General features: G+C 44.9%; 21 protein-coding genes and 1 riboswitch. Of the genes, 18 read left to right on the top strand and 3 right to left on the bottom strand.

All coding sequences use genetic code 11. From position 1 onward, the window contains the following. The first annotated feature begins 26 nt into the window (after positions 1-26). The 3 genes from NSQ29_RS16695 to NSQ29_RS16685 all read left to right on the top strand — a co-directional run bounded on the left by NSQ29_RS16695 (position 27) and on the right by NSQ29_RS16685 (position 3379). The gene (locus tag NSQ29_RS16695) at positions 27-1553 is read left to right on the top strand and encodes an RsmB/NOP family class I SAM-dependent RNA methyltransferase (protein WP_341125634.1); all 1527 of its coding nucleotides are present in this window, start codon (positions 27-29) and stop codon (positions 1551-1553) included. A 2-nt stretch (positions 1554-1555) separates the two neighbouring features. Beyond that, positions 1556-2320: a pseudouridine synthase gene (locus NSQ29_RS16690; protein WP_341125633.1), complete on the top strand. Its 765-nt coding sequence runs from the start codon at positions 1556-1558 to the stop codon at positions 2318-2320. A gap of 258 nt (positions 2321-2578) precedes the next feature. Beyond that, entirely contained in the window at positions 2579-3379 is an 801-nt protein-coding gene (locus NSQ29_RS16685) for a Cof-type HAD-IIB family hydrolase (protein WP_042186870.1), read from the top strand. Positions 3380-3532: 153 nt separating this feature from the next. Here NSQ29_RS16685 and NSQ29_RS16680 read toward each other — a convergent pair whose 3' ends face one another. Beyond that, the gene (locus NSQ29_RS16680; protein ID WP_341125632.1) at positions 3533-5146 is read right to left on the bottom strand and encodes a DUF4179 domain-containing protein; all 1614 of its coding nucleotides are present in this window, start codon (positions 5144-5146) and stop codon (positions 3533-3535) included. After that, positions 5130-5648, bottom strand: coding sequence for an RNA polymerase sigma factor (locus NSQ29_RS16675; RefSeq protein WP_036689341.1), 519 nt, complete (start codon positions 5646-5648; stop codon positions 5130-5132). Before NSQ29_RS16675 ends, NSQ29_RS16680 begins: the two co-directional genes overlap by 17 nt. A gap of 204 nt (positions 5649-5852) precedes the next feature. Further along, positions 5853-5944: riboswitch (cyclic di-GMP riboswitch) on the top strand. A 117-nt stretch (positions 5945-6061) separates the two neighbouring features. Between NSQ29_RS16675 and NSQ29_RS16670 the strand changes: the two genes are divergently transcribed. Next, a complete protein-coding gene (locus NSQ29_RS16670; RefSeq protein ID WP_341125631.1) occupies positions 6062-6910 on the top strand; it encodes a DUF6612 family protein in 849 nt (282 codons plus the stop codon). An 81-nt stretch (positions 6911-6991) separates the two neighbouring features. Here the strand turns inward: NSQ29_RS16670 and NSQ29_RS16665 are convergent, their stop codons facing one another. Beyond that, a complete protein-coding gene (locus NSQ29_RS16665; RefSeq protein ID WP_341125630.1) occupies positions 6992-8008 on the bottom strand; it encodes a CapA family protein in 1017 nt (338 codons plus the stop codon). Between the two features lie 269 nt (positions 8009-8277). Here NSQ29_RS16665 and NSQ29_RS16660 point away from each other — a divergent pair, with 269 nt between their 5' ends. The 14 genes from NSQ29_RS16660 to NSQ29_RS16595 all read left to right on the top strand — a co-directional run bounded on the left by NSQ29_RS16660 (position 8278) and on the right by NSQ29_RS16595 (position 25090). Continuing rightward, positions 8278-9516, top strand: a complete 1239-nt coding sequence (locus tag NSQ29_RS16660; protein ID WP_341125629.1) for an FprA family A-type flavoprotein — start codon at positions 8278-8280, stop codon at positions 9514-9516. Between the two features lie 16 nt (positions 9517-9532). Then, a complete protein-coding gene (locus NSQ29_RS16655) occupies positions 9533-10747 on the top strand; it encodes an NAD(P)/FAD-dependent oxidoreductase (protein ID WP_341125628.1) in 1215 nt (404 codons plus the stop codon). A gap of 28 nt (positions 10748-10775) precedes the next feature. After that, positions 10776-10958, top strand: coding sequence for a rubredoxin (rd, locus tag NSQ29_RS16650; RefSeq protein ID WP_076283155.1), 183 nt, complete (start codon positions 10776-10778; stop codon positions 10956-10958). Positions 10959-11004: 46 nt separating this feature from the next. Further along, entirely contained in the window at positions 11005-11715 is a 711-nt protein-coding gene (locus NSQ29_RS16645) for a Crp/Fnr family transcriptional regulator (RefSeq protein WP_076298531.1), read from the top strand. A 223-nt stretch (positions 11716-11938) separates the two neighbouring features. Then, entirely contained in the window at positions 11939-12145 is a 207-nt protein-coding gene (locus NSQ29_RS16640; protein WP_060624355.1) for a tautomerase family protein, read from the top strand. Positions 12146-12206: 61 nt separating this feature from the next. Next, positions 12207-13091 (top strand): ABC transporter permease, encoded by an 885-nt coding sequence (locus tag NSQ29_RS16635; RefSeq protein WP_256717919.1) that lies wholly within the window; start codon positions 12207-12209, stop codon positions 13089-13091. Between the two features lie 21 nt (positions 13092-13112). Next, a complete protein-coding gene (locus NSQ29_RS16630; RefSeq protein WP_143759319.1) occupies positions 13113-13997 on the top strand; it encodes a carbohydrate ABC transporter permease in 885 nt (294 codons plus the stop codon). A 64-nt stretch (positions 13998-14061) separates the two neighbouring features. Further along, on the top strand, positions 14062-15093 hold the full coding sequence (locus tag NSQ29_RS16625) for a response regulator transcription factor (protein WP_076283151.1): 1032 nt from the start codon (positions 14062-14064) through the stop codon (positions 15091-15093). Beyond that, a complete protein-coding gene (locus tag NSQ29_RS16620) occupies positions 15093-16889 on the top strand; it encodes a sensor histidine kinase (protein ID WP_076298529.1) in 1797 nt (598 codons plus the stop codon). The genes NSQ29_RS16625 and NSQ29_RS16620 overlap by 1 nt, the downstream gene beginning before the upstream one ends. Positions 16890-16936: 47 nt before the next feature. After that, entirely contained in the window at positions 16937-17698 is a 762-nt protein-coding gene (locus NSQ29_RS16615; RefSeq protein WP_341125627.1) for an SDR family NAD(P)-dependent oxidoreductase, read from the top strand. Further along, on the top strand, positions 17695-19773 hold the full coding sequence (locus NSQ29_RS16610) for a heparinase II/III domain-containing protein (RefSeq protein ID WP_341125626.1): 2079 nt from the start codon (positions 17695-17697) through the stop codon (positions 19771-19773). The genes NSQ29_RS16615 and NSQ29_RS16610 overlap by 4 nt, the downstream gene beginning before the upstream one ends. Before the next feature lie 2 nt (positions 19774-19775). Beyond that, positions 19776-22070: a DUF4962 domain-containing protein gene (locus NSQ29_RS16605; RefSeq protein WP_341125625.1), complete on the top strand. Its 2295-nt coding sequence runs from the start codon at positions 19776-19778 to the stop codon at positions 22068-22070. 57 nt (positions 22071-22127) lie between these two features. Then, positions 22128-23684, top strand: coding sequence for an extracellular solute-binding protein (locus tag NSQ29_RS16600; protein ID WP_341125624.1), 1557 nt, complete (start codon positions 22128-22130; stop codon positions 23682-23684). A gap of 230 nt (positions 23685-23914) precedes the next feature. Continuing rightward, positions 23915-25090 carry a serine hydrolase domain-containing protein gene (locus tag NSQ29_RS16595; protein ID WP_341062005.1) on the top strand — a complete coding sequence of 392 codons (1176 nt, stop codon included), beginning with the start codon at positions 23915-23917 and terminating at the stop codon, positions 25088-25090. Positions 25091-25108: the final 18 nt, after the last annotated feature.

Below are 25108 nucleotides of genomic sequence, written 5' to 3'. Positions count from 1 at the left end.
TGCAATACTATCAGGAGGACGGCATCATGGCGGCACAATTGCCCAGTTCTTTCAGCGAGCGTATGATGGACATGCTGGGAACAGATTATAATCAATTTGCGGATTCTTATAAGGAAACCCCATACGGAGGCGTCCGTGTTAACACCTTGAAGATTTCCGTGGAGAGCTTAAAGGCTCTTTCTACTTTAGGACTGGAACCCATTCCTTGGTGTCCGACAGGATTTTATACAGAGAATGGGGCTAGACCTGGTAAACATCCTCACTACCACGCAGGTTTATATTACATTCAAGAGCCGAGTGCGATGGCACCTGTGGAATTGCTTAATATTGAACCAGGTGATCGTGTACTTGATTTATGTGCCGCCCCTGGGGGGAAATCTACACAGATTTCAGCCAAGCTGTTAGGTGAAGGATTGCTGGTTAGTAATGATCTTCATCCAGAACGGACTAAAGCTCTAGCTAAAAATCTGGAGCTGTATGGGGTTCGTAATGGTATTGTACTGAACGAAAGTCCAGATCATATCGCGGCTGCATTCCCGCTTTTTTTTGACAAGATCTTGATTGATGCTCCCTGCTCTGGTGAAGGGATGTTCCGTAAAGATGAAGACATGGTGAAGCAGTGGGATTCAGGTACACCTGCCAAATATGCTTCCATGCAGCGGGATATTTTACGTTCTGCTGCAACAGCATTGGCACCGGGAGGTACACTTGTCTATTCCACCTGTACCTTTGCTACAGAAGAAAATGAGGGAATTATAGCGGAGTTTATTTCTGAACATCCACAGTTCTCAGTGGTAGCGGTAGGAGGTACAGGCTCATTCGCTCCTGGCTTCGGAGAACTCTCAGGTACAGCAAGACTGTGGCCGCATAAGGTGAAAGGCGAAGGACATTTCATGGCTGTATTGCAACATGGGGGAACTAAGCGCTCAATGGAGGAACGTGATCACTTAGAGGTCAAGTTAAACGAATCTGCAAGAGCAAGAACTACTACTCCAAAAAGTGCAGCACACGTTAAATCATCCAATAAATCAGAAGGAAGACGGGGGAAAGAAGGGAAACCCTCTCACAAATCTACTGGTGGCGCTGACCGTGGTCGGCAAGTTTCAGGTGACGAGCAAGCTTTGACTGCGTATGGAAATTTTGTGCGAGATCAGCTTGGTTGGGAACCGCAAGGATATCCGGTTCTGTTCGGTGATCATCTGTACATTTCTCCACTTCCTAAGGAAAGACTAAATGGATTAAAGACGATCCGCCCGGGATGGTATGTAGGACAAATCCGTAACGGAAGATTTATTCCAGGGCATCCAATGGCTACAGCTTTGCATCCGGAAGAAAGCTGCCGAAGTGTCTCACTCTCCAGTACGAATCATGAAGCTATTTCCTATCTTAAAGGAGAGACGTTGTCGATTTCTCAAGAACGTCTCTCTATTAGAATAGGAAGTGCCCAAAAGGGATACGTTCTGGTCTGCATTGATGGCTACAGCGCAGGCTGGGGTAAGTGGCAGGATGGCATACTCAAGAACGAATATCCCGCAGGCTGGAGGTGGATGTAACAATGAGCCAATCAGGTAAGCCCGCCAAAAAACAACGATTAGATAAAGTGTTGTCCCATATTGGAGTGGGGTCGCGCAGTGATATCCGTAAACAAGCTAAACAAGGCTTAATATTGGTGAACGGGACAGTGGTAAAAGATAGTGGGTACCATGTGGATCCTTATGCCGATAAAATAGAGGTAGGGGGAGAGGTTGTTACCTACCGTGAATTCATATATCTTATGATGAACAAACCCCCGGGTGTCCTGTCAGCTACGGAGGACAAGCGGGATCGGACAGTTTTGGATCTTTTAAAGCACGAGTATGCACAGTTTGAACCGTTTCCTGTAGGAAGGCTAGATAAGGATACTGTGGGACTGCTGCTGATCACTAATGATGGGAAGCTTGCCCATGAATTGCTGTCACCACGTAAGCATGTCCCGAAAACGTACGAGGCAACCATCGAGGGCGATGTAGACGCGGATGATGTCGCGGTTTTTGCAGCAGGGGTGGAGCTGGAAGATGGCTACGTTACTTTACCTGCACACTTAACCATTCTTGGAAGAGAGCGCGGCAGCAAAGTGATTTCCCATATTTCACTTATCATCACTGAGGGGAAATTTCATCAGGTGAAGCGTATGTTTCAGGCGGTAGGCAAAAAAGTCACTTTTCTGAAACGTGTATCTATGGGAGAATTGAAGCTGGATGAAAGTCTGCCGCTTGGAGCTTGTCGGGAACTGACGTTAGAGGAACTGGCACTCTTAGGCACAGATGGGTCAGAAGGATAGTAGAGAAAATGATATATAATTTGAATTTGGAAACTTGGGATAAGAGAAGGGAGAGACGGAGGGGAATTTTGGAACTGTAAGAGCGATAGCGACCGCCTTTGTTTCCGGATTTCATCCGCTATTAAACGGTATAAATTAAGAAATCTGGAAACAACAGCGGCTGGAAGTCCAAACATTCACCGTAGTTGCGACTGACACTTAACACAAAAAGCCTCAAGTTCAATATATATAGAAAAAGAAAGACAAGGATGGTGGAGTATGAGATACAAACTGATTGCACTAGATGTGGACGGTACGCTATTAAATGATGATCACCACTTAAGCTCTGAGAATAAGGAAGCTATTGCTGAGGTTACACGTCTTGGCGGTCAAATCGTATTGTGTACGGGACGTAGTCCACAGAACTCGATTCCTTTCATGGAGGAAATGGGGCTGACTGGTTACGTGCTTGGTCACAATGGAGCAGCGACGGTACGAGTGGAAGATCGAGAAGTGCTGCACCAATATGGTATGGATGCACGTGGTCTTGACCCCTATATTGACTATTGCCGTAAGCACAATATTCATTATGATGTGAATACTGCTTTTGATATGTATGTTGATAATGTAGAGAATCTGACTAAAGAAGCTAATTATATGTATGAGCACTTCCGTATTGTGCCAGCGACGCTACCAGCCTGGGAAGATTTCCGTGAACCGGTTGTTAAGTTTACTGTATTTACACAGCCAGAAATCCTTGACGAAGCTGAACGTGAATGGCGTACTTGGGCTCCTGAGTACAATATTTTGCGGAGTGGTGAATTTTTCGTTGATTTGATGCATCCCGAATCTTCTAAGGGAAACGCATTAAGAAATCTCGCTGTGAAGCTGGGAATTCCGCAAGAAGAAGTCCTCTCAATCGGTAATTATTTTAATGATATTTCTATGCTTACCTATGCGGGGATGGGCGTGGCGATGGATAATTCTCCTGTAGAGGTAAAAGCGGCAGCGAATGCTGTTACGGGTTCGAACAATGAGCATGGTGTGCGTGATGCGCTGGTTAAATATTGTTTATCCTAATAATGGAAAGCATAAGGCGGACTTGAGTCCGTTCTATGCTTTTTTTGTTATGAAGGAAATAAAAGAGATACATAACAGAATTGATTCTATCCAAAAAATAACCCGCCCTTAGGATTAACTAAAAAGGGCGGGACAATAGATTAACTTCCTGTATTAAAGTTTAATTTCCTCGTTCCGGCTAGGAGCGCTATATTTATAGATACCAGGGTTCAGTTCGATTTTTTCGTCGAAAGGAATATCTTTGTAGCTATCAATATTAGTTCCTGTAGATATCATGCCCTTAGGTGTAATTTCAGGCACCACTTCTTTGCCATTAATCCGTAACGTAGTTTGGTTAACGCTTTTGAAGTGAGGAGATTTGGATGATGATTCAACAATCAAATTTTCGCCTTCAGTATAGTATGTGAATTCAATGTCTAATCCATCGACATCAAGTGAAGTGAACTGTTTTTCTTCTTTAGGTTTGTTTATTGTGATCCAATTCTTACTGGTATCACGTTTCTCAATGACAGCATCCTTTAATATAAGTTTCATTGGAACATCGGACCAGTTGTTATACCATTCCGGAGATTCAAATTGAAATAAATGCTGGTAGCTTTCGGAATGATCTCCTTTCAAATTCCAACCCCCAGTGATTGTTTTATCACCTATAACCAACTGAGCGGTATTATAGTGGACAATTCCTTTTTTAAGCGAATCATTTTCATCTATTAGAATTTGGATATCCAAAGGGGTAACCACTAGCTGATCTAAGGTTATACCGGTCTTTTCTTGAAATTCAGGACTGTTATGCAGTTTCTTAGTGTAAATCGCCTCACTTGCTTTTTGTCCATCTGCTTTAAAATCGAACTTCCATGTACCTAAAATACGTTTCGCTTCTTCAATGTAACTAAAATGAAGACTAACTTCCTTCCAATCTGATTCAGTTATATTGAAAACCTGTTCAATAAATAAATCCGATCCTTCGTTAGGCATGATGGTTGGAATTGCCTCATTCTCTTGACCTGCAGTACTAACTACCAAATGTGGGTTACCCCGTCCTAAGTCAGATGGTGATGCAGCGACTTTGTAACGGATAATGGTTTGATTGGAAACATGTCGAACGGATTCGATTTGAATGCTTGGATATTGCTTAACTCCAGTATCGATTGTATCCCCTGCTTGATGATTAGATTGTAAGGGAATATTCCGATCACTGTAAAAAATGAGATTCCGTGCTTCAAACCTGTAGTCCTTTTTATCATCCTTTAATGTATCAGGTGTCTCATATACTCCAATGAGTTTCTGGCTTTCAGGATCGTATTCTAAATAACCGTATACCTTTGCCTTGGCACCGGATTCACTAGTCATGATGTTTTCCTCTGTAGCAAATCCAGTATATTGAGATAGATCAGATTTAGTATCAAGTGATAACAGCATTTTCATTTTTTCTCCATCAGTTACAACACCGTTCAAATTCATTGTTACTCCTGAACTGGAAGTTTGAAGATTATACTGTTGACCGATGCCATTATTTAATGCATTGCTCACACTTCGACCACCAATTTTATCCCAATTAATCGTCATACTAGCGAATACAGGAATGGCTACAAGTAAGAGGCAAGAGAAGACGATGCTGATAGGAATAACCTTTTTATTAGACCTAGGAGTATTCTGGGAGGAATGCAGATTTCTTTGACGTGTATATGCTTCTTGTTCTATGGCAGTCCACATCAAATCATAATCCGGTCGGGGAATATGTTTATCTTTTTCAATATAGAGACTCATTACTATTCAGCTCCTTTAGTTGGGTTCCACCCATTCTATTTAGTATTTTAAGTCCCTTGTTCAGTCTGGATTTTACAGTTCCTTCGGGTATGCTCATAACTTTAGAGATCTCGGGTACAGTCAATTCGTTTATAAAACGAAGGACTACTACCATTCTGATTTTGTCGGGAAGCTGACTGTATAACCCTTGTAATTCTTTTTTAGTTTCCTGTCGATCCAAACGTTTTTCTACAGGGTTTGATTCCTCAGACCTGGATAGTAAATAATTACGTACTTCTTTCATCCACCCCGTCTTACGCCTTTTGATCACACTGTTGCACTCATTCGAAGCAATTCGTAAAATCCAAGCTTTCAAGTTTCTTACCTTCGACTTATCCGCTAAGATAACTTTTACAAATACCTCTTGGGAAATATCCTCCGCATCTGCCTGATTTTTCATTAAGTAGTAACAAAAATAATATACTTGTTCTTTATAGAGCTCGAAAATTTCCCGGTCACTCATTTTGCTGCACCCCCTGTCTTTGATGTTCTCATTAATAAGACTTATAAGCGTATGTAATCGTTCATTTTTCATTTTGATTGTAGTATTTCTTCTGAGTATCATAGCGAATTCGAATGGAAGATAAGTTGTTTACAGGTAATTATAACCATGATAAAATTAGCGGTGGGACATGCGTCCGTAAGCTAATTAAAACTAATTGAATGTCCGCGTTAAAGGTAAAATCATCGAAAGATGATGACACAAAGCCATGGGTCTAAAGCCTTTCTACAGAAGGAAATGATCGCCAGGCCGCCATAGGGATATCTTATGAAGCATAAAGGATAGCTCTAAGAATATGTAGTCTATTTTGAGCTCTTTTATTATTTCGATCTATACGGCGTTACATTATCGCAAGGGGCCGAAAGGGGAAGTACATGAACAGTTTTTTCAAAACAATAGGCACTAGTTTGGCAGTAGGTGCTATATTGCTGTCCGGAACGATCGGATGGATGTCTAATCCTGAAGTCGTGTCTGCAGCTACCACAACAGCAGTAACCGCGGATCAAATGATTAGCAAAGTAACGGCAGCCTCTAAAGCAATAAAGAATTTTCACTTAGATGTGATCAAAAAACAGGATATTCAGAGCGGTGGGGTACGTATCAGCAACACTAACACACTGAAGCTGGATATTAATCGACTGCCGAATTTTGCTGCAGCTGGCACCGTTGATAGTAGTCTTTTAGATACATCGTACAGTCTATATGCCAATGACAAGGAGTTTTACTATCTTGTAGACGGAAGTGAACTGATCGATGAATCTGAAGATGAAGGTTACGACGATGACGGCGAGCCAATCGATCCCGATGCACAGTATTGGATTGCACTGGAGAAGATGGAGTGGGATTCTTTTTACTCCAAAGGTCAATACGATCCTGTTTCCATGCTTGATTCGGTTAAAAATTATAAAAAATCTATGAAAGTCAGCACTGCTGGTGCTCAGACCGTCCTGCAGTTCACGGTAACCGATCCGACAGCAGCTAAGGGAATAATCAAACTCTATGACCAGGAGAACCTCTGGGATGGTGAGACAGTTCAACCCAAAAGCGTAACGTGGAAATTATTCGTCAATACTAAGACCTGGCAGACGGAAAAGCTGACAGTCGATCTGAGTTATGTGCTGATAAGTGATGGAGAAAAGGATACATACAACACGAAAATCGAAGCTAAGTATTCCAAGAATAACAAAGGTACAACCATTGTAAAGCCCGCCGAACTAGAATAATAAGGTCGTTTTCATATGGAGCAAAAAGCGCTGTTCAGTAGAACAGCGCTTTTTGCTGTATTCTCTATTTTAATAACGTTTCTATTCCCTCTTTAAGATTGACGTCGTATGCTTCAACATTCGATTCATGAGATTTCGCCATTCTGTTCTTATGTCGGTGTCGCTTCTCTTTAATGCGTCGCGGATGGGGATGATCTCTGTAACTTTCCTACCGCTTTTTATTCTTCGATCTACGCAAGTCGGGATGTAACCTACGTTATTTATACTTGTGTGTCCTCTTTCATCCTTCTTTATTTTAAGCGTAAGAATGATACCGCTTTGTGTATAAGGAATATTCATTAGTTTAGTCGAAACAAAATTTCCCAATGAGTAAATAACAAATTGTTTTTTTCCCCGAAGCGCTAACGGTTGAAGAACATGTGGGTGAGAACCCAGTATGATGTCAGCTCCATTTTTAAAGAAGAGATTGACCAGCTCTTTTTGCCTCTTGTTTGGAGTGTAACGATATTCGCTTCCAAAATGCAGATAAAGCAAGACTAGATCGACTTTCTTTTTTAAATCTCGAATCTCCCGAATGATCTTGGGCGTAGATATCCGGTTAACCAGCCATGGCTTACTCACTGGTACCGGAATTCGGTTGGTTCCTGCTGTGTAGGAGAGGATGCCGATCGTAATTCCTTTGACGTTTTTAATAAGAGCTCTCTTGGATTCTTCTAATGATTTAGCTGTTCCCGTGTGGTCGATTCCATTACGGTCCAGAACTCGTAACGTCCGAACCAGACCCGGGGCACCATAATCCATGCAATGATTGTTGGCCGTTACTAATACGTTGAATCCGGCTTCCTTAAGTGCAGGGGCCAGTTCGTCTGGACATTTGAATATCGGACCGCCTGATCGTGGGCTTTTCCTGCATTCGGGGCCACTTCCAGCAAAGGTGGTTTCGAGATTGCCAATCGTCAAATCAGCCTGTTTTAGATAAGGAGCTACTTTTGCAAACAGGGGGCTGAATGAATAGGTTCCGTCAGGCTGTTTAGCATCCGAAATAATATAACGTTTGACCATTAGATCTCCCACAGCAGCTATTTGTATTTCAGTCATGGATACCCACCTTTTTATTATTTTCATTAGGATATGGCATAAAGTTGTTATGGGTTATTCTTTCTTTAAGGCGAAGTGCAAACATTTGTGTGGCTTTTTATTAAAAATGTGACCCAACGCATAATCACTTTATTTAGATCGTCTAAATTAAAGGTATTCATTTTTTTCAAACTTTCATAATTTGATTCAAATCCTCTTTTTTGTTTGGCAGCCATAATAAAATATGGTTGTTGATAAACATTATCAATCAAACATTGGAGGTTATAGAAATGAGTACACAATTCAAGAAAATCGCCGAGGATATTTACTGGATAGGCAAAATTGATAACCGTCATGTTCCTTTTCATCGCCTGATTCTAGAAAAAGGAACTACCTATAATTCCTACTTATTAAAAACAGGTAAACCGACTGTCATTGATACCGTAGATATGGAATTCGGACGTGAATATGCCGAGTGTCTGGGTGAAATGATTGATCTTCTAGATATTCATTACATTGTCATTAACCATACAGAGCCTGATCACTCTGGTGGACTGGCAGCTCTCGCTGCCAAGGCTGCAAACGCCACGATCGTATGCACCGAGATTGCTGTTCCAGAATTGCAGGAAATGTACAAGCTTCATAGCCGGAACTTCCTGGTGGTGAAAGATGGAGACAAGCTGGATATTGGTGGGAAAACGCTGCTGTTTAAAGAAACACCGTATCTCCATACCGCAGAAACGATGATCACCTATTGTATCGAAGATCAAATCTTATTTCCTTGTGATATTTTTAGCACGCATGTTGCGGTGGAGAATCTATTCAGCGATGAAGCCGGGTTTGATATTACGGAAGATTTCCAGGGCTATTACGCAGCAATTATTCATCCTCACAGAAGATATGTAAGAACACTGTTAGAGGCTGCTAAGGATCTTGAGATCCGGATGATCGCTCCTTCCCATGGGTTTGTGATTCGGAAGGACATACGTAAATATATCGGGATGTACGCCACGTTGAGCCGTGAAACGACGCAAGGAAAAAAGGCAACCATCGTATATACCACCATCAAAAACAGTACCAAGAAGATGGCCAAAATCTTACAGGATTGCTTGCAGGAAAATAATATAGAGACAGAGGTCTGGGATGCAGATAAAAGTAGTGCCACCGATATTCTGAACAGTATAACGTCAGCTGACGCGGTCTTTATTGGCAGCTCCACTAAATACGCGGACATGATTGGGAACCTGGAGAACATTCTGAAAGAATTGCACAATATGAATCTGGAAGGTAAACTTGCTGCAGCCTTTGGCTCCTACGGCTGGAGTGGTGAAGCCATTGAAGTCATTCAGGATTATCTGAATGGAACAAATATGACGGTGCAAAGCACATCTGAGGTTATTAAATCCACGGGGATGACACATGTAGAGTTCCCTGTACGAATCAGATTTTCCCCGAAAGAGCCTGAGAAAGTTCAAAAAATTAAAAACGCGGCTGAATTTGTTTCGGATTTGCTGCTGAGTTCATTTTAGGGAGGAGGAACATAGGATGACAAAACATTACGTTATAGTTGGCGGCGGAGTAGCCGCCGTCCATGCCGCCAAAGCCATCCGTGATCAAGACGCAGAATCGGAAATTTCGATCCTCGGGGAGGAAAGTCAACTGCCCTATAACCGGATTAAGCTGACCAAAGGGCTGTTTACCGACCTGCACAGTGAGAAGGTGCTGATTAAAAAGGAAAAATGGTACCGCGATAATCGTATATCCGTAAAAACCTCGACCCGAATCAGTTCTGTCCACCCGGACCGGCAAATTGTTGTGACAGAAGATGGGCAGAGTGTTTCTTATCATAAGCTTTTATTGTGTATGGGAGCGAAGAATCGTACACTCTCCCTTGAGGGCTTCGGCCTGAACAATGTTCATACCCTCCGGGATATGAACGACGCGGACAGATTGAAAGAAAACCTGCAGGATGGCAGCCATGTAGCCGTAATTGGTGGGGGAGTGCAGGGAATCGAAACCGCTTGGGCGCTGCATGAAGCTGGATATCAGGTAACGGTGATCGAAGCTTTTCACCGGTTGATGGGCAGACAGCTTGATGAGAAATCCTCACAGCTCCTTAAAGAGAACCTTGAACAAGCAGGTGTGAAGGTTATTCTTCAAGCAGATGTGGCGTCTATTACAGGATCAGAGTTTGTTACCGGAATTACGCTGGATGACCAATCTCATTTTTCCTGTGACCATGTAGTCTACTCCATTGGTATTGTACCAAATACGGAACTGCTAAATGGCTCGAGTATTCAAGTCCGGCAGGGCATTATCGTAAATGAACAAATGCAAACAAATGATCCGCATGTGTACGCTGCCGGAGATGTTGCTGAAATTAACGGGCATGTGGAAGGACTGTGGGGCGGAGCGATGGAGCAGGGCCGGATTGCCGGCAGTAATATGGTCGCCAATCTGACTGCGTATCGTAGAGCTGTTCCGGTTACATTGTTTAACGCTTTTGGAGTCTCTTTATTTTCGATAGGCAACGTTGATGAGCGGTATTGCTATACGGTGGTGAACGGAGAAGAAAATGGGGCGTATACGCGTATCTTTGTGAAAGATAACACAATAATCGGTGCGATATCCTGGCAAGGTGCAGCTGCTTCTCTTGGGTATAAAACCGCTGTAGAGTATGGCATCTCCCTTGAGGGGATCGATGTTAACGGGAGTAGCATCGTGGAAATTATGGCTGAAGTACAATCCAGATTGAACTAAACTACTAACTTTATAGGAGATGACAATGATGAAAAAATATATCTGTCTACCATGTGGCTATATCTATGATCCGGCAGTAGGCGATCCTGATGAGGATGTTGTTGCAGGCACTGCATTTGAAGACTTGTCTGAAGATTGGGTTTGTCCTGTATGTGGTGAAGATACAAGCCATTTTGCGCCGGTTGAAGAGAAAAAAACTTCTGCATCTTAAAGGGAAGTAAGGTTTATAAAAAAAATGAACAACAGGGGGGACAGTTATGAAGGAGTATTCTTGCCAATACGCTGCTGAACCTTGTACCCGCAAGGTGCCGATTTTTGCTGCGTTAAGCGATGACGATCTCTCCCGGATCAGTGCCATGATCAAACATCGAAAGTTCACCAAAGGTCAACCGTTAATTCTGGAAGGAGCACCGTCGGATACGCTGTACATTATTCAGCGAGGCCATGTTAAATTATCCAAAATTACTCCTGAGGGCAAGGAACAAATTTTGCACATCTTGACGAACGGGGATTTTTTCGGGGAACTGAGCATTTTTAACAGCGATGAGCTGAGCAATTTCAGTGCTTATGCTCTAAAAGATACTAACATTTGCATGCTGACTCGAACAGATATGGAGCAGCTGATGACGGAAAATCCGGATATTTCACTCCGGCTGCTGAAGAGTGTGACCAAAAGATTAGCCCATACAGAAAATCTGGCGCAGAGCTTGGCGACCAAAGATCCAGAAATACGAATTGCTTATATGATCATGGAACTCGGTGACAAATATGGCAAACAACGTGGTGCTCATATTCATATTGACCTTCCGTTGTCTCGTGAAGAACTGGCCAGTTATGTTGGGGTCACCCGCGAAACCATCAGCAGAAAATTCTCAAGGTTTGAAGATTCAGGCCTTATTGAACTAATTGGAAACAAGCAAATGCTCATTATAGATCCAGCGGGTTTGGAAAGTTATATGGGGTATTAAAATAGTAATTAAAAATCTAAAATGATAAAGCGGCATTTCTACCATAGATTACGGTAGAGATGCTGCTTTTTTTAGGGGCTCGCTTGAATTCCAGCTCGATTATTACTGGATATACCCTAAAGAAAACACAAGCTTACTCATAGAAAATCCATATTGCAAGCGCTTTATTGCAGGTAGAATGAGGTTAGATTCAATCACTATTCGAGGAAATGGAGGAAAGCTGATGCCACATATTGAGATTAGGATGTACGAAGGCCGAACGAGTGAGCAGAAGGAGGAGATCGTTACTGTATTCACACGGGAGTTATCCCGAATTATTGAACGGGAGGAACGGTTTATTACCGTCGAATTTCAAGAAATTCCCTTAGATGAGAATGCTCCAGCGAACCTGCTGAAAAAAGGACCTATAGGAAACGGTTATGAAGGCTAAGTTAACCGGGATTGACCTTATTAACTACAAAGCCGACACGAGAAGGTCACTGCTCTCAAACATGTGGAAATTCAGAGCACTCTATGTGATCGCGATTCCCGGGATCTTGTATTTTATCATTTTCAAGTACTTGCCGTTGGCCGGTTCAGTGATTGCGTTTCAGAACTACAACATTTTTAAAGGCTTTACAGGTAGTGAATGGGTAGGGCTTGAGCACTTTAGGACGATGTTTCAATACCAGGATTTCGGAAGAATCTTAAGCAATACGATTCTGCTAGGCTTGTATGATCTCATATTTGCCTTCCCGGCTCCAATATTGCTTGCGCTTCTGCTGAATGAAATCCGTCTTGTGTTTTACAAACGGTTTTTGCAAACGGTGGTTTATATGCCCCATTTCCTGTCCTGGGTAATTGTGAGCGGTATCGCCTTGGGTATCCTCTCCCCAGGAACAGGGATTGTGAATCAGGTTTTACAAGCCTTCGGCTTCGAACCGATTTATTTTCTTGGTGAAAATTCATATATTCGCACGATTTTGATCAGTTCCGGCATTTGGAGGGATTCCGGGTACGGTACGATCATTTATCTGGCCGCGCTGGCAGGAATAAATCCAGATCTGTATGAGGCTGCTGAAGTGGACGGAGCCGGGCGCTGGAAACAAACCTTAGCCATTACACTTCCATCACTGATACCGACGATTATGATTTTGTTCCTTCTCCATATCGGGAGATTTCTTGATCTTGGCTTCGAGCGGGTATGGGTATTCCTGAACGCGCTTAATACTGGGAACGGGGAGATTCTGGACACTTATATCTATAAGGCGGGGCTGCTGTCTCAGCAATACAGTTATACAACAGCAGTGGGGCTATTCAAGTCGGTAGTTGGACTCATTCTGGTGCTCATCGGCAACATTTTGAGCAAAAAAACAACCGGTGAATCGCTGTATTAATCGCTCTTTATGGAGGTAGGGATGATGAGAGTACGCTATACTCGCGGCCAGAATCTATTTAATGTGTTCAATCTATTGTTTCTAACCGCTCTCGCTTTGGCTATGTTTCTGCCGTTTCTGAATGTGATTGCCCAGTCCTTTAGCAGCTCTGAAGCAATTATTAATGGCAGGGTAGGCTTGCTGCCAAAGGACTTTACGGCGATCAATTATCAGTACGTTTTCAGCGATCATTCCATTTGGCGGGCGTTCGGTGTCTCCGTCTATATTACGGTGCTGGGCACCGCTATCAATCTGATTGCGACAGCGTCTCTCGCTTATCCGGTGTCACGGCCGGAATTCGTAGGACGCAAATATATTGTCATGATGGTATTGTTCACTATGGTATTCAGTGCCCCTCTTATTCCAAACTTTATCCTGATCAAAAATTTGGGTCTTATGAACTCCCTTTGGGCACTTATGATTCCGGGCGCCATCAGCGCTTTTAACTTTTTCGTGATGAGAAGTTTCTTCATGCAGCTACCTCAGGAGCTGATAGATTCCTCCAGAATCGATGGGTGTGGTGAGCTGCGGATCATTGTCAATATGGTACTGCCATTATCCAAACCGGTAATGGCCTCATTGGGGATTTTCTACGCCGTAGGGCACTGGAATACGTACATGAGCGCTCTGTATTATATCAACAAGCCTTCTTTATGGCCTCTGCAGGTGATGTTGAAGAAGCTCTTCGAGACGGACGATATCAGCATTGATCCGGCTTCCTCAGTTTATAGTTCTTTGGCCCACACCTCACCTGAGGGCATTAAAATGGCTGTTATCATTGTCGCTACTATTCCGATTATCATGATTTATCCGTTTCTTCAACGCCATTTTGTTAAAGGAATGATGGTCGGATCCGTCAAATCCTGATCTAATATAGTGTGGTAGAATAGGAACGCGTTAAGCGAGACGAATCGGAAGGTGGTATCCATGGATGAGATGTGTATTAATCGTAGACGACGAGCCCATGATTCGAAAGGGACTGTCTATCATGATCCAGCAATGCAGCGAGCATCCGTATAATATCAAACTGGCTCAGAATGGCGAAGAGGCAATTCAGCTCATTATGGAGGAACAGCCGGATTTTCTTTTTACAGATATCCGCATGCCCAAAGTCGACGGACTGGAGTTATGCCGGCGGTTGTCGGAGATGGAAACGGATATTCAAACCGTTGTTATCTCAGGTTACGGTGATTTTGAATACGCCCGCCAATGTGTGTCTTATGGAGTGAAAGAATATCTCCTGAAGCCCGTGAGCAAAGTGAACCTTCAAAATGTGATCGCCAAACTGGAAGCGTATAGAAAGAAGCTGGAGAGTTTTGTTTCTGTCGCTAAGATTGATGAATGGGTCATGCGTATGGATGATGCCATCTGGACCTTGGATAAAGAGAGGTTGTACCTTGTACTTCAGGAATGGGAAACTGACTTCCTCCAGCGCAAGATGAGCCGAAGTCAGCAAAAAGAGCTTTTGGAAGAGGGCTACGCCTTGCTCGTGAAGAAGCTCCTTGTCAATTCGGTCATACCCGGTAAAAGCGTGTTAGACTTGTCCGCAGCAGCTGGACCTGAACAGTTATTCCACTGCTTCGCAGAAGCGTCAGCAACTATATTGGAAGAACTCCGTAGAAAGCGCAAGGGCAAAGCGAAGGATCCGATAGAGGAAGCTAAAGCATTCATCGAAAAGCATCTCGCTCAGGAAGTATCGCTCGAGGAGGTGGCGGAAGTACTTGGTCTAAATGCCTCTTACTTCAGCCAGATGTTTAAACACTCGACGGGAGAGACCTTTGTACATTACCGCATCAAACGTAGGATGGAGAAGGCCAAAAGGTTGCTTGCCGATGCAAGCTTTCGGATAACCGATATTTCCTATGAGGTCGGGTATGCAGACCATCCCCATTTTACGAAGACATTTAAGAAGTTTACCGGGCTGGCTCCTTCTGAGTATCGCAACCAGCTGGGGATAGATTGATGAGAAAAAGTCTGTCGAACAAGTTGTTTGCCTCCTTTTTGACCGTTATTCTTCTTTCCTTGTCCATGGTTGGATTTATCTCCTATTTTCAGGCTTCGGCTGAGCTGGATAAATCTTCAGAGAAGTCCATTGCCCAAGTCATCCGAAGCGCGTCCTATCAAACGGATTTGTATTTGCAAAATTATGAAAAGGCTAGCGACTCCATCCTGTCTTACAATCAAGTCAAAGAGTTCCTGGATATGGACCCGGAGAATAGCTACTCCTACTATCAATATACGAATGATATTCAGAAGTATTTGTTTCGGTCTTTGTTTATTCTGTATCCCCAGATTAATCTGATATACGTTATCGGTGAACATGGCAAGGCCATTAGCGATGATAACTCAAATCAAGCGCATAGCCTGAAGTTTCATCCGCAGGAACGTTACCGCTTCTTAAGCGAGCATACGCCGGAGAGCGGCCGCATCACCATTCTCAACACGAATGTGATGAATGAAGGGGATAAGAACATTATTACGATGGTCCGCCGGATCAGAGGACTCGCTTCCTATCGCCCGAAAGGTATAGTAGCCATTGAATTTAAGGCAGAGGATCTGGCCCGCATATGGGAGCCTCTTGATCTGGGACAGGGCGGGTCCTATTTTATCATGGACGAATTCGGCAAGCTCCTATATCGGGCAGAAGGAAACAAAAACTATTCTGAGTTATCTGCTGAGCACATTCAGAACGTATTTCAACACCCAAATGATTCTATCGTGGAAAAGGTAGACGGGAAAGAGTATTTGTTCGTGTCGAGAAAATCCGATTATTCCAATTGGCAGCTTGTAGTATCCATACCGGTTGGCGAGCTGCGCAAGCCTATTTCTACCATTCGAACGACCACACTGGTGGTGGGAGCTCTTACGCTTGTTGGCACACTATTGCTTGCCATCTGGTTCGGACGATCCATCACGAAGCCGATCCTGATTCTTAAGGAAGGGATGAGGGAGACGGAAAAAGGCAGGTGGCGCAGGCTTGAGATGAACGGCCGTCAGGATGAGTTGGGGGGATTGATGCGCAGCTACAATCTCATGGTGACCCGGTTGTCTGAAATGATTGAGCGGGTATACGAAGCGGAGCTTACCACCCAGAAGGAGGCTCTGGAGCGTCATCAGGCTGAATTCCAAGCACTCCAGCTGCAGATTAATCCACACTATCTATATAACACTTTAGAGACTATTAAATGCTACGCGGTCGTTCAGGATTCGGATGAAATTACAGAAATAGTGGAAGCTATGGCATTTATGCTGCGCTACTCTATCCAAACCAACCTTGAGGAGATCAGGATTGCCAATGAGCTTAATCATGTTCTGAGCTACATGACGATTCTCAAACACCGGATCGGCAGGGAGTTCGAAATCGACGTTGTGATTCCACCGACGCTGCTACTGGCTAAGATGGTCAGGCTGACACTTCAGCCCTTGATCGAAAATATTTTTCAGCATGCGTTTCCTGAGGGAATTGAAGACAGGCATTATATTCGAATTGACGCCAGAATTGAGGGAGATCGGTTTCTAGTTTTCATAGAGGATAACGGAGCAGGGATGTCCCATGAGCGGCTTGTTAAACTTCGTGAGAAGCTGAATCTGAATCAGCTGGCGGATACGGAAGGAGACTCCCTCTATCATACCGGTGGGATCGGGCTCATGAATGTGCACCGGAGAATTCAAATGGTGTTCGGTGAACAATACGGATTAAGCGTCGAAAGCGTGGAGAATGAAGGTACTCGGTTGATCTTATCCATGCCTGCGGAGTGAGAAAATAGATGTGTTCAGACAAGACTATTACTAGGAGGAAATTAGCAATGAAAATTGACTTAACGGGTAAAATTGCGCTTGTTACAGGATCCAATGCAGGGATAGGCCGGCAAATCTTGCAGACCTTGGCTGCTTCCGGCGCCAAAGTGGCTGTAAACTATTTGCTTGGTTCTGCGGAGGAGACGGTCGAAGGAATCCGTCAGGCCGGAGGAGAAGCTTATGCTTTTCAGGCAGACGCAACAAGTCCAGCCCAACTGGACAATATGGTGAAGGAAATAGAGGAGCATTTTGGCGGAACCATCGATATCCTCGTCAACAATGCGGGCGGTATGATCAATCGGGTCCCCAATACTGAAATGAACGAAGAACATTACAATAAGGTAATGGACGTCAATTTTAAATCATGCGTGTTTGCCTGCAAAGCTGTAGCAGCGGGAATGATTGCCAAGAAAAGCGGAAAAATCATTAATGTATCTTCCCTCGCGGCTCATGACGGCGGCGGACCGGGGGCTTCCGTTTATGCAGCAGGTAAAGCTGCAGTATGGTCTTATACCAAGGGACTTGCCAAAGAGCTGAGTCCTCACGGAATTAATGTAAACGCTATCTCTCCCGGATTTATCGGTCAGACCGCTTTCCATGCCACCTTTACCGCGGATGCGGCAAGACAGGCGACGATTGCGAAGATTCCGCTGGGCCGGGAAGGTGTCCCACAGGATGTGGGCAATGTGGCACTCTTCCTCGCTTCAGAGCTGTCGGATTATCTGACAGGCGAAATTATTGAAATTAATGGAGGCTTGTTCATGCGATGATGAACCTTAAGGAGAAAGCAGATACTTTTTCCTGGGTTGGTCTCGAGGTGGATAAATTGAAAATGGAGCTGGAACCCTTCTGGAAAGAAGAGATTCTGCTCCCGACAGAACCCGGTGGTTGGTGGCACCAATATGTGTGTCCCCAGCATCATACTGAGCTAATCTTCGATGTTATGGAGCGCAATGCGGTTGTCTTTGCTTGTCCGAAGGGCTGCAAGCTGGAAGGTGAACCCTACCGGGGAGCATGGTTGGTATACCGGCATCAGGCGATGGCGCGATATGCACTGCATGCTGCCGCGGTATTCGCCGCAGACGGGGAAGACTTCTATAGCGGCTTAGCCCAGAAGATTCTTGTCGGATATGCAGAGCAGTTCCCCTTGTATCCAGTACATCCCGATGCTCAACCCTGGATGCTCAGTGGCCGTGCCTTTCATCAGGCGCTGACAGAGGCTATCTGGTCCACCACGCTTATTCGGGCCTATCTGCTGCTTGTGGATCATGGAGTAACGTTCACTGGGGAGGAAGAGGTAAAGCTGCAAGTGTTCTTCTCGATGCTGGAGGAGAGTATGGAGCAATACCGCCACATCCTCATTTACGAGAAGAAGAATGCAGAGAGCAATTATACCGCATGGCTGAACGCCAGCCTGGCTTGCATATATGCCGCCAAAGGTACCAGAGAAAAGCTTGCTTCTTTGCTGGAGGGAGAAGGCGGATTTTATCATCATCTGTCCATTGGCGTGAAGCCAGATGGTTTTGAATTTGAAGGCAGCACGTACTACCATATTTTTGTATTGCGAGCTTATCTCATAGCAGCCGAGATGTACGGGCGCTTCGGGGTTGACCTCTATGCTGCCAAAGGAGATCAGGGACAATCCATCCGTGGCATGTTTCAGTTGCTGGTAGAGCTTAGCGGCGATAACGGGGAGCTTCCAGCCGTGCATGATGGTCCTTATGCGCGCGTTCCTTTCGCCCGAGAAATTGCTGAAGTATTTGAAATAGGTATTGCGGTTTACAAAGACCCGAGTCTCCAGCCAATACTGGCGAATGCTTATAGGTATCTATATGGACAGGAATTAAGGACTGGTCTGGAGGCAGTGTTGTATGGAGCAGGTGAGAGTAAGGAACTTCAGACCAGTTACAGAGTGAGAGACTCTGTCCTACTGCCGGATTCCGGATTCGCCGTGCTCCGCCACCCGGGCAATCCGTTGTCCGTTCTGGCGGATTTCGGAGAGCATGGCGGATCACATGGGCATTACGACAAGCTTCATATTACGATTATGCACCGATGGGGGGAGGTTGCTCCCGAGCTGGGTATGGTTCCTTATGGATCTGTTTTGCGCAAGGAATGGTATTCCGAAACCGCGAGCCATAACACGGTCACCATCGGAGGCTGCTCCCAAGCTCCACATACCGGAAGCTGCTGTCAATTCCGCCAGGAAGGCAACGCTACGTACTTATGGATTCGCTCAGACGGCGCCTATGAAGGAGCTGTTCTAGACCGGCATCTTGTTTTGGCCGACGGTTGGCTGCTGGATTGGTTTCATGTTGAGCAGGTGACGGAGCGGAGTCAGGAAGTAGACTTATGGTTTCATCCGACGGGACATTTGCTGTTACCGTTCGACCCTCACCGTGTCCAGAAGGATTCTCCGACAGTCCTTGGACTGGAAGCGGGTTATGGCTCAGTAGAAGTACTGTCCGCAATGAAAAATGAGACGGAATGTACGTTAAATACGGAGTGGAATATCCGTTATGATGGAGTGAGCACCGGCCCGGAGTATGAACTATCCACGAGTACTCTACTGGCGCCCAGCTCCACTATGTATGAAATCCGCACACCGGGTAATGCCGAAGATCCGAGTAGATTGCTAAGAGGCATTATGCTTCGGCACAAAGGTCCGTCGGTTGAATTTATTACGGTTTATCGGGACGGTCACGAACCTGCTGTACTGAAGCTAGTGAGTCAGGTGGGCGAACCGCCCCGAATCCAGATAGCAACAACTGGGCAAGTAGTGGTCTATTGCCTTGACCCTAAGGAGGGACTGATTCAGGAAGAGTCCCGGAATACGGAGGAGTAGAGATGTTAGAACCTTTATTTCAACCTACCAGCGGCGTACTCGACCTGTCATATGGGCCAGATGAAAATACAGATGTTGGAGAGAATCCTCCACGGTTTACTTGGATGCCTGCATGTCTGGAAGAGAGTATGTATGAGCTGCAGATCTCCTCAAACACTGGATTTGAGTCTGAAGGTACGTTGACCTACAGTAGAATTCCCTATAATTTGTTTACCCCGGATAAGCCGTTGGCGCCCGGCTCGTATTATTGGAGATACAGTCTTATCGGGGAGAATGATATCCGTTCCGAGTGGAGTAAAGTAAGAGCTTTTGTGGTGGAGGATGAATTGCCGCTAACGCCACTGCCTTCCCGAACAGAACGATATTCAACTGCTTCCGCCAACCATCCGCGGCTTTGGCTTCAAGCGGAACAACTTCCGTCTTACCGGGAAGTTGTCCGCCAAGACCCCATTTCAACTGGCTGGGATGACTTCCTGAAGCATTCCGTTCTACCCTGGACAGAGCGCGATCTTATTCCAGAACCTGCACCGTATCCAGATAATAAGCGTGTCGCCAAACTATGGCGGCAGATGTATATGGACTGCCAGGAAGTTTTCTATGCTGTCCGGCATCTTGCTATAGCTGGAGTTGTGTTGGAAGACGAGTCGCTTATCGCCAAAGCTAAAGAGTGGCTGCTTCATGCTGCAAGCTGGAACACGGATGGTACCACCAGCCGGGATTACAATGATGAATGTTCCTTTCGCATAGCCGGAGCGTTGGCATGGGGCTATGATTGGCTTCACAGCTCTCTGACGGAAGAAGAACGCCTTAAGGTAAGGCAAGCGCTACTGCGAAGAACCGGGCAGATCGCTTTCCATGTCATCGAACGTTCCCGAATCCATCAAGTTCCTTATGACAGCCATGCGATCCGCTCTTTATCCTCTGTGCTCGTTCCCTGTTGTATTTCCATGTTGGGCGAGGAGGAGAAAGCTCAGGAATGGCTTGATTATACGCTGGAGTATTTCTCCGCCATGTATACCCCATGGGGTGGCAAAGATGGCGGGTGGGCGGAAGGTCCGATGTATTGGACCACTCAGATGGCGTTCGTTACGGAGGCACTCAATTTAATTTGCAAATACATGGCAATCAATTTCTATGACCGTCCTTTCTTTCGCAAAACCGGTGATTTTCCGCTCTATTGCTTCAGTCCTGATACCGTGAGAGCCAGCTTCGGCGATCAATCGTCGCTGGGAGATCCGGTCAATCTCAAGACGGGCTTCAATATCCGCCAATTTGCCGGTTTAACCGGAAATGGGCAGTACCAGTGGTATTTTGAGCAAACTAAGGAACTGAACCCCGACACCCAGATGATCTTCTATAACTACGGCTGGTGGGATTTCCGGTTCGATGAGATAGTTTATCGCACAGATTATCCGCAAATTTCTTCAGAGCCACCGGTGGCTGCAGAACCTCTGAAGTGGTTTCAGGATGTGGGATGGGTCGCCATGCATCATCGGATGGAAGATCCGCAGGAACATATCATGCTGTTGGCCAAGAGCAGCCGTTACGGCTCTGTGAGCCATAGCCATGGGGATCAAAACGCCTTCCTGCTGCATGCCTTCGGCGAGCCCTTGGCTATTGAAAGCGGCTATTACGTTGCATTCAACAGTACGATGCATATGCAGTGGCGCAGGCAGACTCGCTCCAAGAACGCAATTCTTATTGACGGCAAAGGCCAATATGCTGGCACGGACAAGTCGAAGAACATGGCAGCCTACGGCAAGGTGTTGAAGGCGTATAGTACGCCCGGAATCAACTACACGCAAATGGATGCCACCGAAGCCTACCGCGAGAATGTACCCTATATCAAGCGGTATGTGCGGGAAATATTTTTCTTTGATAGCGCTTACTTTGTTATCACTGACAGTGTCGAGCTGGAACGTCCGGGAAAATTAGATTGGCTGTTTCATACGCTGTATCCAATGAAGCTGAAGGATCAATCTTTTAAAGTACATGGTAAAAAAGCTCAGATGGAGGGCAGATTTGTCTATAGTTCCTCGGGAGAAATGGCACTCAGTCAAAGCAATCAATTTACAGATGTAGATCCGAAAGAATGGGAAGGGCTGCCCGAGCATTGGCATTTGACTGCCTCTACCCAAGAGGCTGTAAGCCATCGGATCGTCACTCTTCTGATTCCCCAAAAAGCAGGAAGCCGGGATTACGTATCGTACTTTATGGACGATCAGGACCATGGGGTTCATGTCTACTTTACGAATCAGGGAATTACCCACCGGGTTGAGATCCCAAAAGCTTATTAGCCTTAAAATATCTTCATTTTACGTATACACCCCATTGTACAAGGAGAGGGTTATATTATGAAAAAATGGATTGGCATCTGTCTGGCTACCGTAATGGGTGCTACCGTTATTGCAGGTTGCTCGAACAAGGACAAAGAAGAGACTGCCGGAGGTTCGTCAAATACGCCGCAGAAAACTGAATTCTCGATCTCGATGCGGACGCTGGCTTTTAACTATGTTGAGAAATCCCCCGACTTGAATAAGGACAAATGGGTGAAAAAGCTGGAGGAGATGACAAACACAGACTTGGATATAGTGTTGGTTCCTCATAAAGAGTTCGAGCAGAAAATGGTGCAGATGTTCGCCACTAATGATATTCCGGATGTCGTTCAAGGCTCGGGCGGCGTAAATGGCAAGGAAATGGCTGGTTCCGTTGAAGCTGGTGTGTTCATGCCCTTGGATGATCTGCTGCAGCAAAACGGCCAGAACCTTTTGAAAGTAATCCCGAAGGAAGCTTGGGAGAACGTCACCTATCAAGGAAAAATTTACGCAATACCGGAGTTTCTGTCCAATCCATCCCGCCGTGCGACTTGGATTCGTAAGGATCTGCTGGATCAAACCGGTTTGCAGATTCCAAAAACGGTTGATGAGTACTTGAATGTGTTACGTGCCTTCAAAAAGCTGGGGATAGAGAACCCTTATATGGGCCGTCAAGATTTCAAATATGCTGATGCGTTCTTTGGCGCTTATGATGTTTTTCCGTACCTGACTATGTTCGAGGAAGTAAATGGCCAGATTCAGCCGAAGTTTATGGATAGCGAAAATATGATGAAGGCGTTACAAACCTACAACACCATGTATACAGAGGGTTTGATCAACAAAGAATTCGCTACTATCAACCCGACCAACTACAAGAATGCGATCCTCTCAGGCAAAGCCGGTATGTGGACGATGAATGCAAACGAACTTCTACAATGGGAGCAGCAATTGAAGGCTTCAACGCCATCCGCCAAGCTGGAGATTATTGCTTCGCCAGTTGGACCTGACGGAAAAGGGGGTTCCTATTTGTACGGCTCCGCTACGCGCACCTACTTTATCAAAGAGGGGACGAAGAATGCTGCGGATATTGTGAAATTTTTTGACTGGATGCTGAGTGAAGAGGCAGAAACCTTCTTTACCTTTGGGATCAAGGATGAAACCTATAAGGAAGAGAACGGCAAAATCGTATACACTTCTCCTACGGATTCCGTTGCTGTAGATGAGGAGCGTTACCGTCAGTCTTTCCTCTGGTTGGTGCAGGATACTACGTATAACAAGGGTGCCCTTAATACGACAGAAGAAGGCAGAAGCTTGATCAATGTATATGATACTATTCTGGCTAATGAAGGCCGTGATGGAATTCAATTCGACCCGCGGCTTGATGCCTTGGTGAAGAATCCAGACATTGCACCTAACTCGGACACTGCTCCTCCGGTGCTGCTGACGCATATGGTAAAGATGGTATATGGGAAGGAGCCTATCAGCGACTGGCCGAAGGTTGTAGAAGAGTGGCTTTCCAAAGGCGGCAACGATGTCATCAAAGAAGCTACAGAAAAGTATAATAACAAAGTAGGCGTTACCATGCCACGCAGATAAATTTACCTTCCTGAGGAGCTGACGGTTAAACCGGGCTCCTCTTAAGGTTATAGAAGACGCAAACCATACATATTGAAGTGAGATCAGTATAGAATAGTTAAATATAAAGTTGACCTTCCAGTTCGTTAGATTTTGTTGTAACAATAGTACTGAAAAGGTATTATTAATAAGCAATATATTACATTTTTGAGAATTGACATGGCTTTTCATAGAATACTAGAGGAGTGTGAATGATGTTATCAACTACAGAGCTTAGCAAGCTGCACGAAGCGAATTATAGGGAGGACCGTTTAGAGGCACTTAATCATTTTTATGAGGATCTCTGTAATAAGAAAGTAGCCGATGGCTATATTTATTCTCTTAGTCGTTATGGAAAAATATTTGCTAATGGAGCGGGGGGACGCTTCAGTTACGAAGAAGATAGCGACCAAGAATTAAAAACGGATACAATTTTTCGAATCGCTTCTATTACCAAACTGTTTACGGCAACAGCGATCTGGCAGCTGGCAGATGATGGAAAAATTTTCATGGGACAACCAGTTAGTTCTATTCTTCCGGAGTTTGATGCCGATCCTTTTAAGCCGATTACAATTGCTCATTTACTGACGCATACCTCCGGCATCGCACCTGATCATGGCACTATAAGTGATACCTACTATAAAAGTGCATGGTGGTATATTTATGAATCAGAGCTTGGAAAAGAAAACTGGATTAAAGCTGGACTTTCCTATGGCATTCGTTTTCCGGTAGGGACTCAATGGATGTATTCATCATTCGGATACGTGGTTCTTGGTGCAATTATTGAGAAAATAACAGGTGTTTTTGCAGAAGATTACATAATGGACAACATTGTAAAACCGTTAGGCATGACAGATACTTTCTTTGATATACCGCCTGAGAAAGCTGGTAGGATCGCTATTCGTTCGGAAGAAGCCAAGGAATATCTTCTGAAGCTGCAAAACGGGGAAATTACGGATGAAGAACAAAGGTCTGAGGAAGAAATCAAGACTCCCGGAACGGGTGGGGGACTGTATTCAACCGTTAATGATCTACAAAAGTTCGGAATCATGCTGCTTAACCATGGGGAATACGAAGGTGGTCATATCTTAAGTCGGATGGCTGTTCAGAAAATGACCAAGCGGTTCAATTCTGAAAAACTTCCAAACTACGCATGGGGAGATGGAGGAGCGGATAGACCATACGGTCTTGGGCCAGACCTTCGATATAATGAAAGTACATCTTATTCTGAAGGCACTTTTTTTCACGAAGGATGGGGGTCTTGTTCTTTGGTCGTTGATCCGGTAGAAAAGCTGATTGCCGTTTGGTATATCCCTTTTCATAAAAATATATGGGACGGTAGAGGGATTTTCGGTACAAACAATGTGATCTGGTCCGGACTCGAATAAGAATAAGATTATATGTTG

It is taken from the genome of Paenibacillus sp. FSL F4-0236 (assembly GCF_038000135.1).
Lineage (GTDB): Bacteria > Bacillota > Bacilli > Paenibacillales > Paenibacillaceae > Paenibacillus_AQ.
The sequence above is the reverse complement of the archived record's forward strand: the minus strand, read 5'-3'. Positions and strand labels throughout refer to the sequence as shown.